The following is a 14,033-nucleotide window of genomic DNA, read 5'->3' on the forward strand; positions in this document are numbered from 1 at the left end:
TAGAAGAACTATGGCATTTTGGACAATCCATTTTTTTTATTCCAAAAATATAAAATCTATTTTATTTTAACAATACCGAACATTCTTTGGGTTCCGCCAAGGTTATTGGCCGTAAGAGAGGATTTTTTGATTCCTTTTTCGCTCAGCAAAACATCTAAAACTTCTTCATAGCCCTGTTTTTCCGGTTCAGAGAAGAGCTTATAATTTAAGATATTCCTGTTGGTGTAGTCTTTCTTCTTTTTGGCCTGTGCAGTAGGTTCCTGATAATTGTCAAAATCACATTTGGCAATTCTGAAATTAGGAATTGAGTATTCATCATTGGAAAAAGAGTCTATTTTTTCACCTTTATGACGAATAATTTTCCGGTTGCTTAAGATATAAACGCCCATGATGGTAAAAGGTTACAATGGTTTTAGCTTTTCGAAATTAGTGAAAATTCCTGAAATACAATGGATAAGGCTTTTAAATTATCACTTTTACAAACGCTTATTTTTCCGTAACTTTGTAAAACTTTTTTTGCTAAAAAATAAAAGCTACTTTAATGGAAGAAGAAAAAAAATCACTCAATTTTATTGAGCAAATTATTGAAGAGGATCTGGCAAACGGTTTGAAAAGAGATCAGATCCGTTTCCGTTTTCCACCTGAACCGAATGGTTATCTGCATGTAGGCCATACAAAAGCGATCTGCATCAACTTCGGTCTTGGTGAAAAATACAATGCTCCCGTAAACCTTCGTTTCGACGATACGAACCCTGAAAAAGAAGAGCAGGAATTCGTAGATTCTATCATGAAAGATGTTGAATGGTTAGGTTTCAAATGGGATAAAGTTTTGTACGCATCCGATTACTTCCAGCAGCTTTACGATTGGGCAGTTCAGTTAATTAAAGAAGGAAAAGCTTATGTAGATGAGCAGCCGTCTGAAGTGATTACTGAACAAAGAAAGAATCCTGCAGAACCGGGAATTGAATCTCCATACAGAAACCGTCCTGTTGAAGAGTCGTTAGATTTATTCGAAAGGATGAAAAACGGAGAATTTGAAAGTGGTTCAATGTCTCTTCGTGCAAAAATCGACATGGTTTCGTCCAACATGAATATGCGTGACCCTGTTATGTACAGAATTTTGAATAAGCCTCACCACAGAACCGGTACAGCCTGGAAAATTTATCCAATGTACGACTGGGCTCATGGGGAATCTGATTATATCGAGCAAATTTCACATTCACTTTGTTCTTTAGAGTTTGAAAATCACAGACCTTTGTACAACTGGTATTTGGATCAGGTTTACGAAGATGGAAGGGTTAAAAACAAACAGAGAGAATTTGCAAGGATGAATGTTTCCTATATGATTACTTCCAAAAGAAAGCTTCAGAGACTGGTAGCCGAAGGGGTGGTAACCGGATGGGATGACCCTAGAATGCCTACCATTTCTGGGATGAGAAGAAAAGGATATACTCCAACTTCTATCAGAAACTTTATTGATAAAGTAGGGGTAGCAAAAAGAGAAAACCTTATCGAAATCCAATTGCTTGACTTCTGTGTACGTGAAGACCTGAACAAGGTAGCTAAGCGTGTGATGGCTGTTGTAGATCCTGTAAAATTGGTGATTGAAAACTATCCTGAAGATAAAGAAGAATGGTTAGAGACTGAAAACAATCCTGAACAGGAAAATGCAGGAACAAGAGAAGTTCCATTCTCAAGAGAACTGTATATTGAACGTGAGGACTTCAAAGAAGAAGCTAACAATAAATTCTTCAGACTTAAATTAGGTGGTGAAGTTCGTTTAAAATCTGCTTATATCATTAAAGCTGAAAGAGTAGAGAAGGACGAAAATGGTGAGATCACTACCATCTACGCTACGTATGATGAGAAGAGTAAATCTGGAAGCGGAACAGAGGAAAGTTTAAGAAAAGTAAAAGGAACTTTACATTGGGTATCTGCAAAACATGCTCTTCCTGTAGAAGTGAGAACTTACAATCACTTGTTTACAGTAGAACAGCCTGATGCGGAAAAAGATGTAGACTTCTTAAACTTCATCAATCCTGAGTCTGTAGCAACGGTAAAAGGATTTGCTGAACCAAGCCTGAAAGAGGTTGCTGTTGGTGAGCCATTACAGTTTCAGAGAATTGGGTATTTTACAAAAGATCAGGATTCTACGGACACAAATTTTGTGTTCAATAGAACTGTGACATTAAAAGACTCTTATAAGCCAGAGTAAGAAATTTATTGATACAAGATAAATGAAACAGGGCTTAATTTTTAAGTCCTGTTTTTTTGTTTAAAAGAAACTTAAACAAAATCAAATAATTAAAACTTAGGAAATTGTGAAATTAATAAACATATATACCAATTCATTCAAAGGACTCTCGCAGGAGAGTTGGATGCTGGCGTTGGTAATGCTCATCAACAGAGCCGGTTCTATGGTACTTCCATTTCTGGGAGTTTATATGACGAATCATTTGCATTTTAGTATTGAAAATTCTGGAATTGTACTGAGCTTTTTTGGGATAGGCTCGGTCATCGGATCATGGCTGGGAGGGATGATTACAGATAAAATAGGAGAGTACAGGGTACAGAGTCTGAGCTTACTTCTCAGTGTCCCTTTATTCTGTATGATTCCGCTTTTTACAACAGAAGCTGGTTTGGCTGGGATTATTTTAGCCCAGAGTATTGTAAGCGAAACTTTTCGTCCTGCCAACTCGGTCGCGATCACTAAATATGCAAAGCCTGAAAATATTACCAGAGCTTTTTCCTTAAACCGTATGGCTGTCAATCTGGGATTTTCTATCGGGCCGGCCTTGGGAGGTATTCTTTCGGCTATTTCTTATGAGTTTCTCTTTTTCAGCAATGCATTGGCTGCTTTGCTGGCAGGACTGATGTATATCTGGTTTTTCAAGGATCGTGCACGAATAGCGAAAGAGAAAGCTAAGACAGTAAAAGAAGAGGTTGTATTTAAGAAAGAAAGCTCTCCATACCGCGATAGTAAGTTTTTGATTTATTGTGCGTTCTGTATGCTGTTTGCTATATGTTTCTTCCAGTTATTCAGTACTCTGACCATATTTTATAAGGATACAGCGCATTTGAGCCAGCAAAATATCGGATATATCCTGGGGTATAGCGGATTTTTGATTGTATTGCTGGAAATGGGGTTGGTACAGGTAGCTGAGAAGTATTTTACTTTAGCTTTTACAATGCTGTTCGGAACTTTCCTGTGTGGTGTTTCTTATGCAATGCTGGCTTTTGATTACAGTATGATTGCCCTTGTGCTGTCCATGACATTACTTTGTGTAGGAGAAATATGGACGCTTCCCTTTATGTCAACCATTACAGCATTGCGTTCCGGAGAGAATAATAAAGGAGCTTATATGGGATTGAATGGAATTTCTTTTTCTATAGCATTCATCGTTACACCTTATATAGGAACGTTAATTGCTGAAAAGTTAGGCTTCAGTATATTATGGATTGGAACAGGAGTATTGGCAGTGGCTATTGCCATAGGTTTTTACTTTATCATTCCATGGATGCTTAAGGATAAAAATAAAGTGGAAGAAGATGGGATCTAAGAGATATCATACTTTTGATTCATGAATTTAAAAAAGTTTCGGGCAATTTCGTAGAAATTGCCCGAAACTTTTACTATGCATTACTTTTTATAATTAAGACTTAGAAAGTATAGAATTGATAATCATATTCGCATGAATTCTAGAGTTTTCAATGAACCAAAGATGCGTGTCTTTTCCTCCACATACTACACCTGCAAGATAAAGATTGGAAATATTAGTTTCCATTGTTTCGGGATTATAAAACGGATTCAGGCAGTCGCCATTAAGTTCGATCCCTGAATTTTTCAGGAAGTCAAAATCGGGAAGATATCCGGTCATGGCCAGTACAAAATCATTGTCAATTTCATGAATTTCTCCTTTTTCATCTTTAAAAATAACAGTATTTTCTTTGATTTCTATCATTTCTGCATTAAAATGAGCTTTAATGCTTCCTTCTGCAATTCTGTTTTCAATATCCGGTTTTACCCAATATTTTACACTTTTGGAAATCTCAGAGTGACGGACAATCATCGTTACCTCAGCACCTTTTCTATAGGTTTCCAGAGCTGCATCTACAGCAGAATTGCTTGATCCCACTACCACTATTTTCTGCCTTGCATAGGGATAAGGCTCGGTATAATAATGTTTGACCTTCGGAAGATCTTCACCCGGAATATTCATAAGATTTGGGATATCGTAGAATCCGCTTGCAATCACTACATTCTTGGCCAAATAGGTTGCTTTTGTCGTTTTAATCTCAAATATTTCAGCATTTTTTGAAACATTCAATACCTTTTCATAGAGGTTGATATTTAGTTTTTTCTGTCGGGCAATTCCCTGATAGTATTCCAGAGCTTCCTGTCTTCCCGGTTTGGGAGCCGCGGAAATAAAAGGAATTTCATCAATTTCCAGTTTTTCAGCAGTAGAGAAAAAGCGCATGTATAAAGGATAATTGTACAGTGAGTTGACAATGGTTCCTTTTTCTATGATTAAATGAGTAAGGTTGTTTTTTTGAGCTTCAATAGCACAGTTTAGGCCGATAGGCCCGGCTCCGATAATGAGAATGTCCAAAATTTCCATACAACAAAGGTACGGCTGAAATTGTAAATTATGAATTATCATTTATCATTTATGAATTATAGCGGTTGGCATCAGTTTTGGTACTCTTTTTATCCACCAAAAAAACTTATCATATGAAAAAGAAAATTATTCCTCTATTAGCTATGAGTACAGTATTAGTTCTCAGTGTTGCTACAGCCTGTAAAAAAGAGGCTGGCAAACCTGTTCCCAATCAAATTGATTCCATTGCACAGAATAAAGTTGACAGTGCTGGAACCGTTCAAAATAACGTTAATAAAGAAGCTGTTTTAAAACAGACCAATGATGAGGTTTTAAAAGCTTTAAAAGATAAAGATTATACCACTTTTGCCTCTTTGATTCACCCTGAAAAAGGAGTTCGCTTTTCTATGTATGCTTATGTGGATGTAAAAGAAGATAAACATTTTTCTAAAGCAGATTTTGAGAAATATCAACCTACCAAAACCTTGTTTACATGGGGGGCACACGATGGTTCGGGTGATCCTTATAAAGCGACGATCAACGATTATCTTAGTAAATGGGTATTTTCTAAAGATTTTACTACGTCACAATATTCAGTTAATAAATTCATTGGTGGAGGTAATTCTCTGAATAATTTAAAGGAAATCTATCCTAAAGATGACTTCACTGAAAACTATATTAAAGGAACCGAAAAATATGGTAATATGGACTGGAAAACGGTTCGTTTTGTATTTGAAGAATTTCAGGGTAAATATTATCTGATTGCTGTTTTGAACGATCAGTGGACGATATAGAAACAAGAAGCAGGTGCTGGAATTAAACTTCCAGCCTCTAACTTCCATTTTTTTTTATTTCAAAACCTCAGTCAATTGGCTGGTAAGGTTTTTTCTTGAAAACTGTTCAATATTTTGAGTGTTTTTGAGAAGGCTGCCATTTTTCCAAAGTTCAAATTTTTCAAGAATAAACTTTTTTACCATTTCTGTATCCTTATAATTAAAGTGTTTTCCTGCCTGTGTTTCCTCAAGAATTTTTGCCACATCAGCTTTTTCAGGCCCGAAGGAGAGAATCTGTTTTCCTGAAGCCAGATATTCAAATATTTTTCCGGGGATGATTCCTTTTGAAGATTCATTTGGGAAGTTGGTGATAAGAAGCATGTCAGAATTTTGCATTTCTTCTACCGCTTTACCATGAGCCAGATATCCAAGATTCAAAATATGATTTTTTAAATTCGAATTTTCAATAGCACTCAGAATTTTATCATCTATTCTTCCTACAAACTTCAATGTAAAATCATCTGCAAAATCAGCGTTTTCCTTGATCAGTTCATCAAGTGCTTTCCATAGATTTTCCGGATTTCTAAGTTGCTCTAAAACTCCGATATAACTAAGTGTAAATTTATTTTCACCCTTTTGTCCTTTCGCTTTTTCGTCCGAATCACTTTCATCAAATCCATTCGTAATGCAAACGGCATTAGCTCCTGCTTTTCTGAAGTTTTCAGCATCGGTATAACTTGTTGCCAGCGTGATGTCTGCATTTTTAAATACAGCGCTTTCAAGCTGACGGTGTTTTTTATCCGAGCTTTTGGTTAATTTCAGATGTTTGTAATAAGAAATCTCTGTCCATGGATCACGGAAATCGGCAATCCATTTCAGGTTCGGTATTTTATTTTTCAATCCTAAACCAATCAAATGGAGCGAGTGGGGCGGACCTGATGTTACAATGGTATCTATGTTATTTTCTTTCAGGTATTTTTCCAAGAATGTGACGGAAGGTTTTACCCAAAAGACTCTGGCATCAGGAATGAAAAAATTACCTCGCACCCAGATTGAAAGTTTGGATTTCCAGCTTTGATTTTTTCCTACATCAAATTGTCCGGCCTTAAATTTTTTATTGCTTTTATTCAGTTTTTCAGCCAGTTGATAAGGTTCCCAGATTTTGGTTCTTACTATTTCAATGTTTTCAGGAACATCTTTCATCAGCGTTTCATCCAGCAATGGATAACTTGGATTTTCCGGAGTATAGATGATAGGTTTCCAGCCGAAATCTGGCAGATATTTTGCAAACTTCAGCCATCTTTGAACACCAGGACCTCCCGCAGGAGGCCAGTAATAGGTGATAATCAATATTTTCTTTTGTTCCATTTTCTTAGCTTAAATGGTCTTTGTCATTCTGAACGAAGCGGAGCGCAGTGAAGAATCTCACTCTATCTCTTCATTACGCTTTTTGTTCAGCTACAATCTCTTTTTTCTTGTTCTTATTCATCCAGAAAATTCCAAATGCAGCCAATAGAATAAATAACCCGAATGAAAGAAGAGAAACCCATTTCCCTTTTTCAATCACTTCCGGTTCAAAAACCATTCTGATATGGTGATTTCCTGCCGGAACATGCACTGCACGAAGTAAATAATCTGCTTTAATGTATGGAACTTCTTTCTCATCTACCAGCACTTTCCATCCGTGAGGATAATACACTTCAGAGAATACCGCTAATTGAGGGGTCTTCGACTGGGATTTAAATTCAAGTTCGTTAGGCTGATATTTCGTAAGATTGATAAATGCTGTAGAGTCTGCCTGAACTGGTTTACCATCAAAATAGGCTTTATCAGATGAAGCAATAACTGCTGTCTTTTTGTTGTCGATAGTTCCGATCGATTTAATTTCCTGATTAGGACTATCTACAAACTTCAGGTCACTTACAAACCATGCATTTCCATTGGCTTTTGGATTTGGAACAACCTGTGGCTGATCAGGACCTCCGAAAACAAGGTATTTAGCATTTAATAAGTTTAATACATTAGGGGTTTTTACACTGTCTATACTATTGATGTATTCATTCAGAACATCATCATATCTTCTTAATTTTACAGCGTGATAACCACCAATGGAAGCTTTAAAATAAGAGGTATTGGTTTCACTTGTTACTCCCAAAGTCTGGTTGTAAATTCTGTAGTGAGTCTTATCTTTTTCAGCGATAGTCTCCAATGTTTTGTTGATGTTGACATTGGCTAAAATAGATTCCAGATTTGGATTTCCCTGAACTTTTTCAGCCAAAAGATCTGAACTTTCTGTCTGGAAAGGGTTTTCTGCAAAGATTTTATCTACATAGTTTTCATCGTTTAAGTAACGTTTGTTTACCGTCCAAAGATCAAATAAACTCACGACTCCGATTACTACCAAAGCAATATTCTGATTAAGCTTTTTCTTTAAAGTTAAGAATAATGCTGCCGCTGTAATGGCTACATAGATGAATGCTTTTATAGCATCTATTCTGAATAATTTATATCTTTCATCTACAAGATAATCGAGTAGGAAAGGAGGGAAATAAGTCTTTTCACTCTCAGTTGAGAATCCTAATAACGATTTTCCAAAGACTAAAAGAATCAATAACAATCCTAAAGTTCCACCACTTACGTACAGGAGAATCCTTTGTTTGTATTCATTTGTCAATTTTTCGTCTGTGAAGAATCTGTATAATCCCAAAATAGCAATCAGAGGGAATAATAGTTCTACAACCACTAAAATAGAAGATGGTGCTCTGAATTTATTATAGAACGGTACATAATCAATGAAGAAGTCGGATAAAGGCATAAAATTGCTTCCCCAAGCCAGTAAAATTGTCAGAATGGAGGCTCCTAAAATCCAGTAACGGTATTTTTTTGATGCAAAGAAAAATCCTAATATTGCAAGGAAACAGACAATAGCTCCCTGATAAGCAGGTCCTGAAGTTCCCGGCTGGTCTCCCCAATATGTCATTCCACCAAAGCCTTTGGAGATTCTGTCCATTTCTGCCTGTGAACCTACATTTTCCTGAACAAGTTCCTGAACTTTGCTCATCATTTCTTTTCCTTCCGGTTCCTGGCTTCCTCCACCCATTAATCTTGGGATAAAAAGGTTTAAGGTTTCAAGCTGTCCGTAGCTCCACATAAGCATACTTTCTTTATCCATTCCGGATTTCCCTGAAGTATGGCTGTCGTTATCTAAAATTTGTTTTCCACGAACTGTTTCTTTTACATATTCGGAATTGGCCATGATTCTCTGTGAGTTCATTCCAACCCCGATAATACATGAAGCAGCGATAATTCCCGATGAGATCAGGAAATGCTTCATTGGTGTCTTTTTCTGGATAGCTCTGATCAATTCAGACAAGAATAAAAATCCTAGTGCAAGGAAAAGATAATACGTCATCTGCGGGTGATTGGCAGCAATCTGCAGCCCCATGAAAAGGGTTGTGACGATGAATCCCCAGATGTATTGTTTTCTGATATAAACCAGCAAAATTCCGGCTAGCAACGGTGCAAAATATTCAATGGTATTTACTTTACCATTGTGTCCGGCTGCAATAATAATATAGAAATAGGTCGAAAGCCCGAAGAAAGTGGCTCCTAGGAGTGCGTACTTCCAGTTTCTGACCACTACCATTCCCAAAAGGAAAAAACCTGCAAAAAGCAGGAAGAGATAATTGACCGGCCTTGGCAGGAAATTCAGATTACTGTCGATTTTTTTGATGATGTCACCTTTGAATTGGCTTCCCATCTGATAAGTCGGCATTCCCCCAAACATAGAGTCACTCCAATAGGTTTCATTTCCTGTATTGGCTCTATAGTCGAGCAGTTCTTTTGCTCCTCCTCTGTATTGAACGATATCATGCTGAAAAAGCTGTTTTCCCGTAAATACAGGAGTGGAATATAAAAATGCTAAAACTATAAATACTACTAATGAAGCTGCAATATAAATTAAGTTTTTATTTTTTGCCATGCTGGTTATTATCTTTTATTTCTTGGAATTTTACCTTTTGTCCTTACTCTCTTTCACCTCTTCATAGTCTACAGTTTCTGCATCCCATTTAAGGTTCTGTTTGTTATTCTTATTCGAGTTTTGTATATCCTGCTGTCCGTTGTTTTGATTGTTATTATTAAAACGGTAACTATAAAATGTCTTGAAGAATATTCTTTTCAGAATGTTCCAGACAAAGAAAATTATAATGGCAGTGAGTACTAACTCAAGAATGTACTTCATAATATTAAAATTTAAAGTTCCGGGTTTAAACTTTAAACCCGGAATACATTTAATTCAGTTATTTAGCAGATGGGTTTACCATTACAGAAGAATTAGAAACACTTTTCATAGACTGAGATTGTTTTCCATCTGAAATAGTTTCTATCTGTGTCGTTTTTACGGTAATATTCTGATTGGTAATCCATCCTGTGCTTTCGTCAAACTTAATGGTTCCGTTTTGAACCAATTCACTACTCAGGCTGTGGGTGATTGGCCCCTGAGCTTTCTTTTCAGTTTTCTTAGGAATACCTCCGGTTACTGCAATTTCTGCAGCTCCGTTTCCTAAGCTTTTCATTACATAATTGGATGTTACTTTTACGTTTCCGCTTGGATCAGCATTTTCAGAAGTTGACCATTTCTCCCCAATTTTTACTCCTTTTTTAGGAATAATCATAAGGTTTTTATGGAACTGGTCTTTCAATACTTTTTCGTTGAAAGATTGTTTAAGGCTTGCTACTACACTTGCTTTTTGGTTGGCATCTTTGATAAGGGTACCTACTGCATTGGAAACTTTTGTGTAAACAGCATCAAACCCTGTGATGGAAATTACGTTACCTTTTGTATCCATTTTCATGACTAGTTTATTTCCGGTAAGCGCTTTGTTTACATTCCAGATCATTTTAAGATCATCTTCTTTAGGAATAGGTAATTTTGTATCTACCACAACTGTTTTTCCCTGTGCAGACTGAGAATTTCTTTTCGCAACAAGATTAAGAGTCATTTCATATACATTCCCTTTAATATCATTTACTACAAAGTTCATTTCATCTGTAGACTCGCTGGTTGCAGTCATAGATTTCCCCTGAGGATCTGTCATCGTTTTTACATCTCTCTGATACGTGGTAAGAGGATAAGTCTTTCCTTTTTCAAGCTTAAAAGTTTGAGTAATAACACCTGCAGAGTCTTTGATTGCCGGGTTTTCTGCCACTTTCGCTACAGAATCAGCAGGAACTTCTACCGTTACTGTTTTTCCGGTTTTAGGATCTACTTTCGTTATTTTTGCTGTTTCTTTTTTACAAGATATAAGAGCTATTGATGATATAAGCGCAAGCGCTGCAATGTTCTTCATTTGATTTTTTACTTTATTTTTTACTACTATTTCTTAATATACTGTCTGCAATATCCTGCAGTTTTCCCTGAGATTCACCATTCGATTCTTGGATAATGCTACAACGCCCATATTCTTCGACGGATAGATCTGAAGGACGCTTGAAAATCCAAATGTACCTCGGGTATGATAAACGGTTTTGGTGCCGTCTTCATAAGTATATTTTCATGATTTAAGGATTGGGTATTACGGTCATTTTCTGTCTTACCGCTTCATACAAAATTGCTCCACATGCTACAGATACGTTCAGAGATTGAGTTTTTCCTTCAATAGGAAGTTTTATTTTTTCGTCAGCATGATGTAAAACTTCTTTAGAAATTCCGGTTTCTTCATTTCCCATTACAATTGCACATGGCTCTGTGAAGTTCACATCATAGATTAATTTCTGAGCTTTTTCGCTGGCAGCATATACCGAAATTCCGCTTTGCTGAAGGAAATCTACAGTATGTGCCAGGTTGTTTTCTTTACATATTTTGATGTTATAAATCCCTCCAGCAGAAGTTTTTATAGCATCAGAGTTGATAGGAGCTGCCCCTTTTTCCGGAATGATAACGGCATCAATTCCTACACATTCTGCCGTTCTGCAGATCGCTCCGAAGTTTCTTACGTCAGTAAGTCTGTCCAAAATCAAAAGAAAAGGAGTTTTCCCCTGTTCAAATAATTGCGGAACAATATCCTCCACTTTATGAAACGGTACATCCGAGATAAAAGCAACCACGCCCTGGTGGTTTTTTCTTGTAAAACGGTTTAGTTTTTCAACCGGAACATAATTGGGACGGATTTTATTTTTAGCTAAAATTGCTTTTAATTCAGCATAAATAGGACCCTGAAGTGCATTTTGCACAAAGATCTTGTCAATAGTTTTTCCTGCTTCAATGGCTTCAATCACGGGACGTAGCCCGAAAATAAAATCGTCTTTTTTATCTGTCATCTTATTATTTTAAATAGTGAGTTGTAAAATGTGAATTTTCTTTGTAAGTCGATCTGGCAGATGTGTATTCACATTTGACCATTGACTTGCGCAACAAAATTCACTATCTCCCTTTTTCCCCTAAAATTGCTCTTTTCTGTGCCAGCACATACCCGTAGTGAAGACTTTCGTGCATGTTGTTGAAGATAATGGCATCCTGAATACTTTTCAGATCCATTCCGAAACTAGTAGTATATGGAGTATAGTCTGAAAAGAAATCACTGTCATAATCCTTCATTAAAATCTTAGAAGTTTCTGTCAGTAAAAATTCAAGATCTTCTACTTCAGATTTCTGAACATTTAAGTTGGGTAAAGTACCTTTTTTATAGGTTTCAATCCAGTATTTATCAATACGGAAAGGGTTTCCACTCAGGTAATAATGCAGAAGCTGCTGTGTAGCAACAGTATGTGCAATATTCCAGTAGATATTGTTATTGAAACCATCCGGAATCAGAATCAGATCTTCATGAGAGGTGTTCTGAAGTACGTCTAAAAGGTTCTTTCTTACCTGTCTGTGCGCTTGAAAATGATAATTCATTTTGCGAAATTTTTAATCACCAAAAATAGTTTAATAAACTGGAAATGACAATTTTTGAGCGGGTGATTAAAGCAAAATTTATATATTTTTATGAAAAAATAGGATAATCCTGTTGAGTTTTAAGACTTCAGCAGTTCTTGACCTTGCATCAATACTGGAATATTTAACAAACTTTAACTCAAAAATAGCATTTATTGTGTTGATTAATGCAAGTATTTATCAGAAATTTACCACTTATTTTAAATCAAGCTATGTCAGAGATATATCAAGCTGAAGATATCCGCCAATTGACGGAAAAAGTAAAGGAAAAAAACTACTTATTTTCTCTTCTGAGACAGGAAATCAACAAAGTTATTATTGGACAGGAATATATGATAGACCGACTTTTGGTAGGGCTTCTTGGGAATGGGCACGTTCTTTTGGAAGGAGTACCAGGATTGGCTAAAACTCTTGCGATAAAGACATTGGCTGATGCTGTTCATGGTGAGTTTTCAAGGATCCAGTTTACCCCGGATTTACTTCCTGCGGATGTAGTGGGAACCATGATTTTTAATATCAAAGACAATGATTTTTCCATAAAAAAAGGACCTGTATTTGCCAACTTTGTGCTAGCTGATGAGATCAACCGTGCACCGGCAAAAGTACAGTCGGCTCTTTTGGAGGTAATGCAGGAAAAACAGGTGACAATTGGTGATGAAACAATGAAGCTTCCAAAACCGTTTTTGGTATTGGCGACGCAGAACCCGATTGATCAGGAAGGGACTTACCTGCTGCCTGAAGCACAAAGTGACCGTTTCATGCTGAAGTGTACTATTGATTATCCGGCTTTCGAAGATGAAAGACAGGTCATGAGAATGGTTTCAACGTCACATCAGCCAACAGTGAAGCCAGTGATTGCCCTTCAGGATATTGTAGATGCAAAAGAATTGATCAACCAGATTTATCTGGACGAGAAAATCGAAAAATATATTCTGGATATGGTTTTCGCAACACGTTATCCTGAAAATTATGGTCTTTCTGAACTTAAAAATTACATCAGTTTCGGAGCTTCTCCAAGAGCTTCCATTAACCTTGCTATTGCTTCAAGAGCCTATGCATTTTTGAAAGGAAGAGCTTTCGTAATTCCTGAAGATGTAAAAGCATTGGCGAAAGATGTATTAAGACACAGAATGGGCTTAACTTTCGAGGCTGAAGCTGAGGAAGTGACAACAGAAGAGATCATCAACAGAATTTTAGCAAAAATCCAGGCACCGTAATGAGTGATGTGATAATCAGAAAGGCAGTTCAGGAGGACTGTGCTTCCATGCTGGATTTAATCAGAGAACTGGCAGAATATGAAAAGGCACTGCATGAAGTGACGGTAACGCTGGATGATTTTACCCAGGACGGCTTTGGAGCTTCTCCTGTGTGGGGTGCTTTTGTGGCAGAATATGAAGGAGAGATTGTGGGGATATCATTATATTATGACAGATATTCAACATGGAAAGGAAGAAGATTGTACCTTGAAGATCTTGTAGTAACGGAAAAGCTGAGAGGAAAACAAATAGGAAAAAAATTATTTGATGCTACACTGGAATATGGTAAAACCCATAATTACAGTGGAATGGTCTTTCAGGTATTGAACTGGAATGAACCAGCCATCAATTTTTATAAAAAATACAATACAAAGTTTGATAACGAGTGGTCGAATGTATCCATTGAGTTTCAAGATTAACCCGAAACCCACACTCAACATTAAACTTTGAATTTTAAACCTTGAATTCG

Annotated in this window: 13 protein-coding genes; 5 read left to right on the forward strand and 8 right to left on the reverse strand. The window is 36.6% G+C overall.

Going from position 1 to position 14,033, the window contains the following annotated elements; genetic code table 11:
- Window positions 1-56: 56 nt before the first annotated feature.
- Window positions 57-389, reverse strand: a complete 333-nt coding sequence (locus tag CQ046_RS16000) for a hypothetical protein (protein ID WP_105703242.1) — start codon at window positions 387-389, stop codon at window positions 57-59.
- A 152-nt stretch (window positions 390-541) separates the two neighbouring features.
- On the opposite strand from CQ046_RS16000, the gene CQ046_RS16010 reads away from it, so the two are divergent.
- Window positions 542-2,215 carry a glutamine--tRNA ligase/YqeY domain fusion protein gene (locus tag CQ046_RS16010; protein WP_105703244.1) on the forward strand — a complete coding sequence of 558 codons (1,674 nt, stop codon included), beginning with the start codon at window positions 542-544 and terminating at the stop codon, window positions 2,213-2,215.
- A gap of 163 nt (window positions 2,216-2,378) precedes the next feature.
- A complete protein-coding gene (locus CQ046_RS16015) occupies window positions 2,379-3,560 on the forward strand; it encodes an MFS transporter (RefSeq protein ID WP_105703245.1) in 1,182 nt (393 codons plus the stop codon).
- A 93-nt stretch (window positions 3,561-3,653) separates the two neighbouring features.
- On the opposite strand, the gene CQ046_RS16020 is transcribed toward CQ046_RS16015, so the two are convergent.
- Window positions 3,654-4,619 (reverse strand): YpdA family putative bacillithiol disulfide reductase, encoded by a 966-nt coding sequence (locus CQ046_RS16020; protein ID WP_105703246.1) that lies wholly within the window; start codon window positions 4,617-4,619, stop codon window positions 3,654-3,656.
- Between the two features lie 113 nt (window positions 4,620-4,732).
- On the opposite strand from CQ046_RS16020, the gene CQ046_RS16025 reads away from it, so the two are divergent.
- Window positions 4,733-5,392 (forward strand): hypothetical protein, encoded by a 660-nt coding sequence (locus tag CQ046_RS16025; protein ID WP_105703247.1) that lies wholly within the window; start codon window positions 4,733-4,735, stop codon window positions 5,390-5,392.
- Window positions 5,393-5,446: 54 nt separating this feature from the next.
- Here the strand turns inward: CQ046_RS16025 and CQ046_RS16030 are convergent, their stop codons facing one another.
- The 6 genes from CQ046_RS16030 to CQ046_RS16060 form a co-directional block, all read right to left on the reverse strand.
- Entirely contained in the window at window positions 5,447-6,739 is a 1,293-nt protein-coding gene (locus CQ046_RS16030) for a glycosyl transferase family 1 (RefSeq protein ID WP_105703248.1), read from the reverse strand.
- 73 nt (window positions 6,740-6,812) lie between these two features.
- Entirely contained in the window at window positions 6,813-9,353 is a 2,541-nt protein-coding gene (locus CQ046_RS16035; RefSeq protein ID WP_105703249.1) for a YfhO family protein, read from the reverse strand.
- Between the two features lie 30 nt (window positions 9,354-9,383).
- Entirely contained in the window at window positions 9,384-9,614 is a 231-nt protein-coding gene (locus CQ046_RS16040) for a hypothetical protein (protein ID WP_105703250.1), read from the reverse strand.
- Window positions 9,615-9,672: 58 nt separating this feature from the next.
- Window positions 9,673-10,722, reverse strand: a complete 1,050-nt coding sequence (locus CQ046_RS16045; RefSeq protein WP_105703251.1) for a DUF6263 family protein — start codon at window positions 10,720-10,722, stop codon at window positions 9,673-9,675.
- 211 nt (window positions 10,723-10,933) lie between these two features.
- On the reverse strand, window positions 10,934-11,692 hold the full coding sequence (gene rlmB / locus CQ046_RS16055) for a 23S rRNA (guanosine(2251)-2'-O)-methyltransferase RlmB (protein ID WP_105703252.1): 759 nt from the start codon (window positions 11,690-11,692) through the stop codon (window positions 10,934-10,936).
- Window positions 11,693-11,795: 103 nt separating this feature from the next.
- A complete protein-coding gene (locus CQ046_RS16060; RefSeq protein WP_089690152.1) occupies window positions 11,796-12,269 on the reverse strand; it encodes a DinB family protein in 474 nt (157 codons plus the stop codon).
- Between the two features lie 251 nt (window positions 12,270-12,520).
- Between CQ046_RS16060 and CQ046_RS16065 the strand changes: the two genes are divergently transcribed.
- Together CQ046_RS16065 and CQ046_RS16070 are read left to right on the forward strand one after the other, a co-directional pair.
- Window positions 12,521-13,525 (forward strand): AAA family ATPase, encoded by a 1,005-nt coding sequence (locus tag CQ046_RS16065; RefSeq protein ID WP_089690154.1) that lies wholly within the window; start codon window positions 12,521-12,523, stop codon window positions 13,523-13,525.
- The gene (locus tag CQ046_RS16070; RefSeq protein WP_105703253.1) at window positions 13,525-13,983 is read left to right on the forward strand and encodes a GNAT family N-acetyltransferase; all 459 of its coding nucleotides are present in this window, start codon (window positions 13,525-13,527) and stop codon (window positions 13,981-13,983) included. Before CQ046_RS16065 ends, CQ046_RS16070 begins: the two co-directional genes overlap by 1 nt.
- Window positions 13,984-14,033: the final 50 nt, after the last annotated feature.

Origin of the sequence: Chryseobacterium sp. MYb7 (assembly GCF_002979455.1) — a bacterium.
Classification (GTDB): Bacteria; Bacteroidota; Bacteroidia; order Flavobacteriales; family Weeksellaceae; genus Chryseobacterium.

Coding starts and splice junctions, on each gene's coding strand:
- CQ046_RS16070 (WP_105703253.1), top strand. CDS start 13,525: ATGAGTGATGTGATAATCAGAAAGGCAGTTCAGGAGGACTGTGCTTCC.
- CQ046_RS16040 (WP_105703250.1), bottom strand. CDS start 9,614: ATGAAGTACATTCTTGAGTTAGTACTCACTGCCATTATAATTTTCTTT.
- CQ046_RS16025 (WP_105703247.1), top strand. CDS start 4,733: ATGAAAAAGAAAATTATTCCTCTATTAGCTATGAGTACAGTATTAGTT.
- CQ046_RS16020 (WP_105703246.1), bottom strand. CDS start 4,619: ATGGAAATTTTGGACATTCTCATTATCGGAGCCGGGCCTATCGGCCTA.
- rlmB (WP_105703252.1), bottom strand. CDS start 11,692: ATGACAGATAAAAAAGACGATTTTATTTTCGGGCTACGTCCCGTGATT.
- CQ046_RS16065 (WP_089690154.1), top strand. CDS start 12,521: ATGTCAGAGATATATCAAGCTGAAGATATCCGCCAATTGACGGAAAAA.
- CQ046_RS16015 (WP_105703245.1), top strand. CDS start 2,379: ATGCTGGCGTTGGTAATGCTCATCAACAGAGCCGGTTCTATGGTACTT.
- CQ046_RS16035 (WP_105703249.1), bottom strand. CDS start 9,353: ATGGCAAAAAATAAAAACTTAATTTATATTGCAGCTTCATTAGTAGTA.
- CQ046_RS16000 (WP_105703242.1), bottom strand. CDS start 389: ATGGGCGTTTATATCTTAAGCAACCGGAAAATTATTCGTCATAAAGGT.
- CQ046_RS16060 (WP_089690152.1), bottom strand. CDS start 12,269: ATGAATTATCATTTTCAAGCGCACAGACAGGTAAGAAAGAACCTTTTA.
- CQ046_RS16045 (WP_105703251.1), bottom strand. CDS start 10,722: ATGAAGAACATTGCAGCGCTTGCGCTTATATCATCAATAGCTCTTATA.
- CQ046_RS16010 (WP_105703244.1), top strand. CDS start 542: ATGGAAGAAGAAAAAAAATCACTCAATTTTATTGAGCAAATTATTGAA.
- CQ046_RS16030 (WP_105703248.1), bottom strand. CDS start 6,739: ATGGAACAAAAGAAAATATTGATTATCACCTATTACTGGCCTCCTGCG.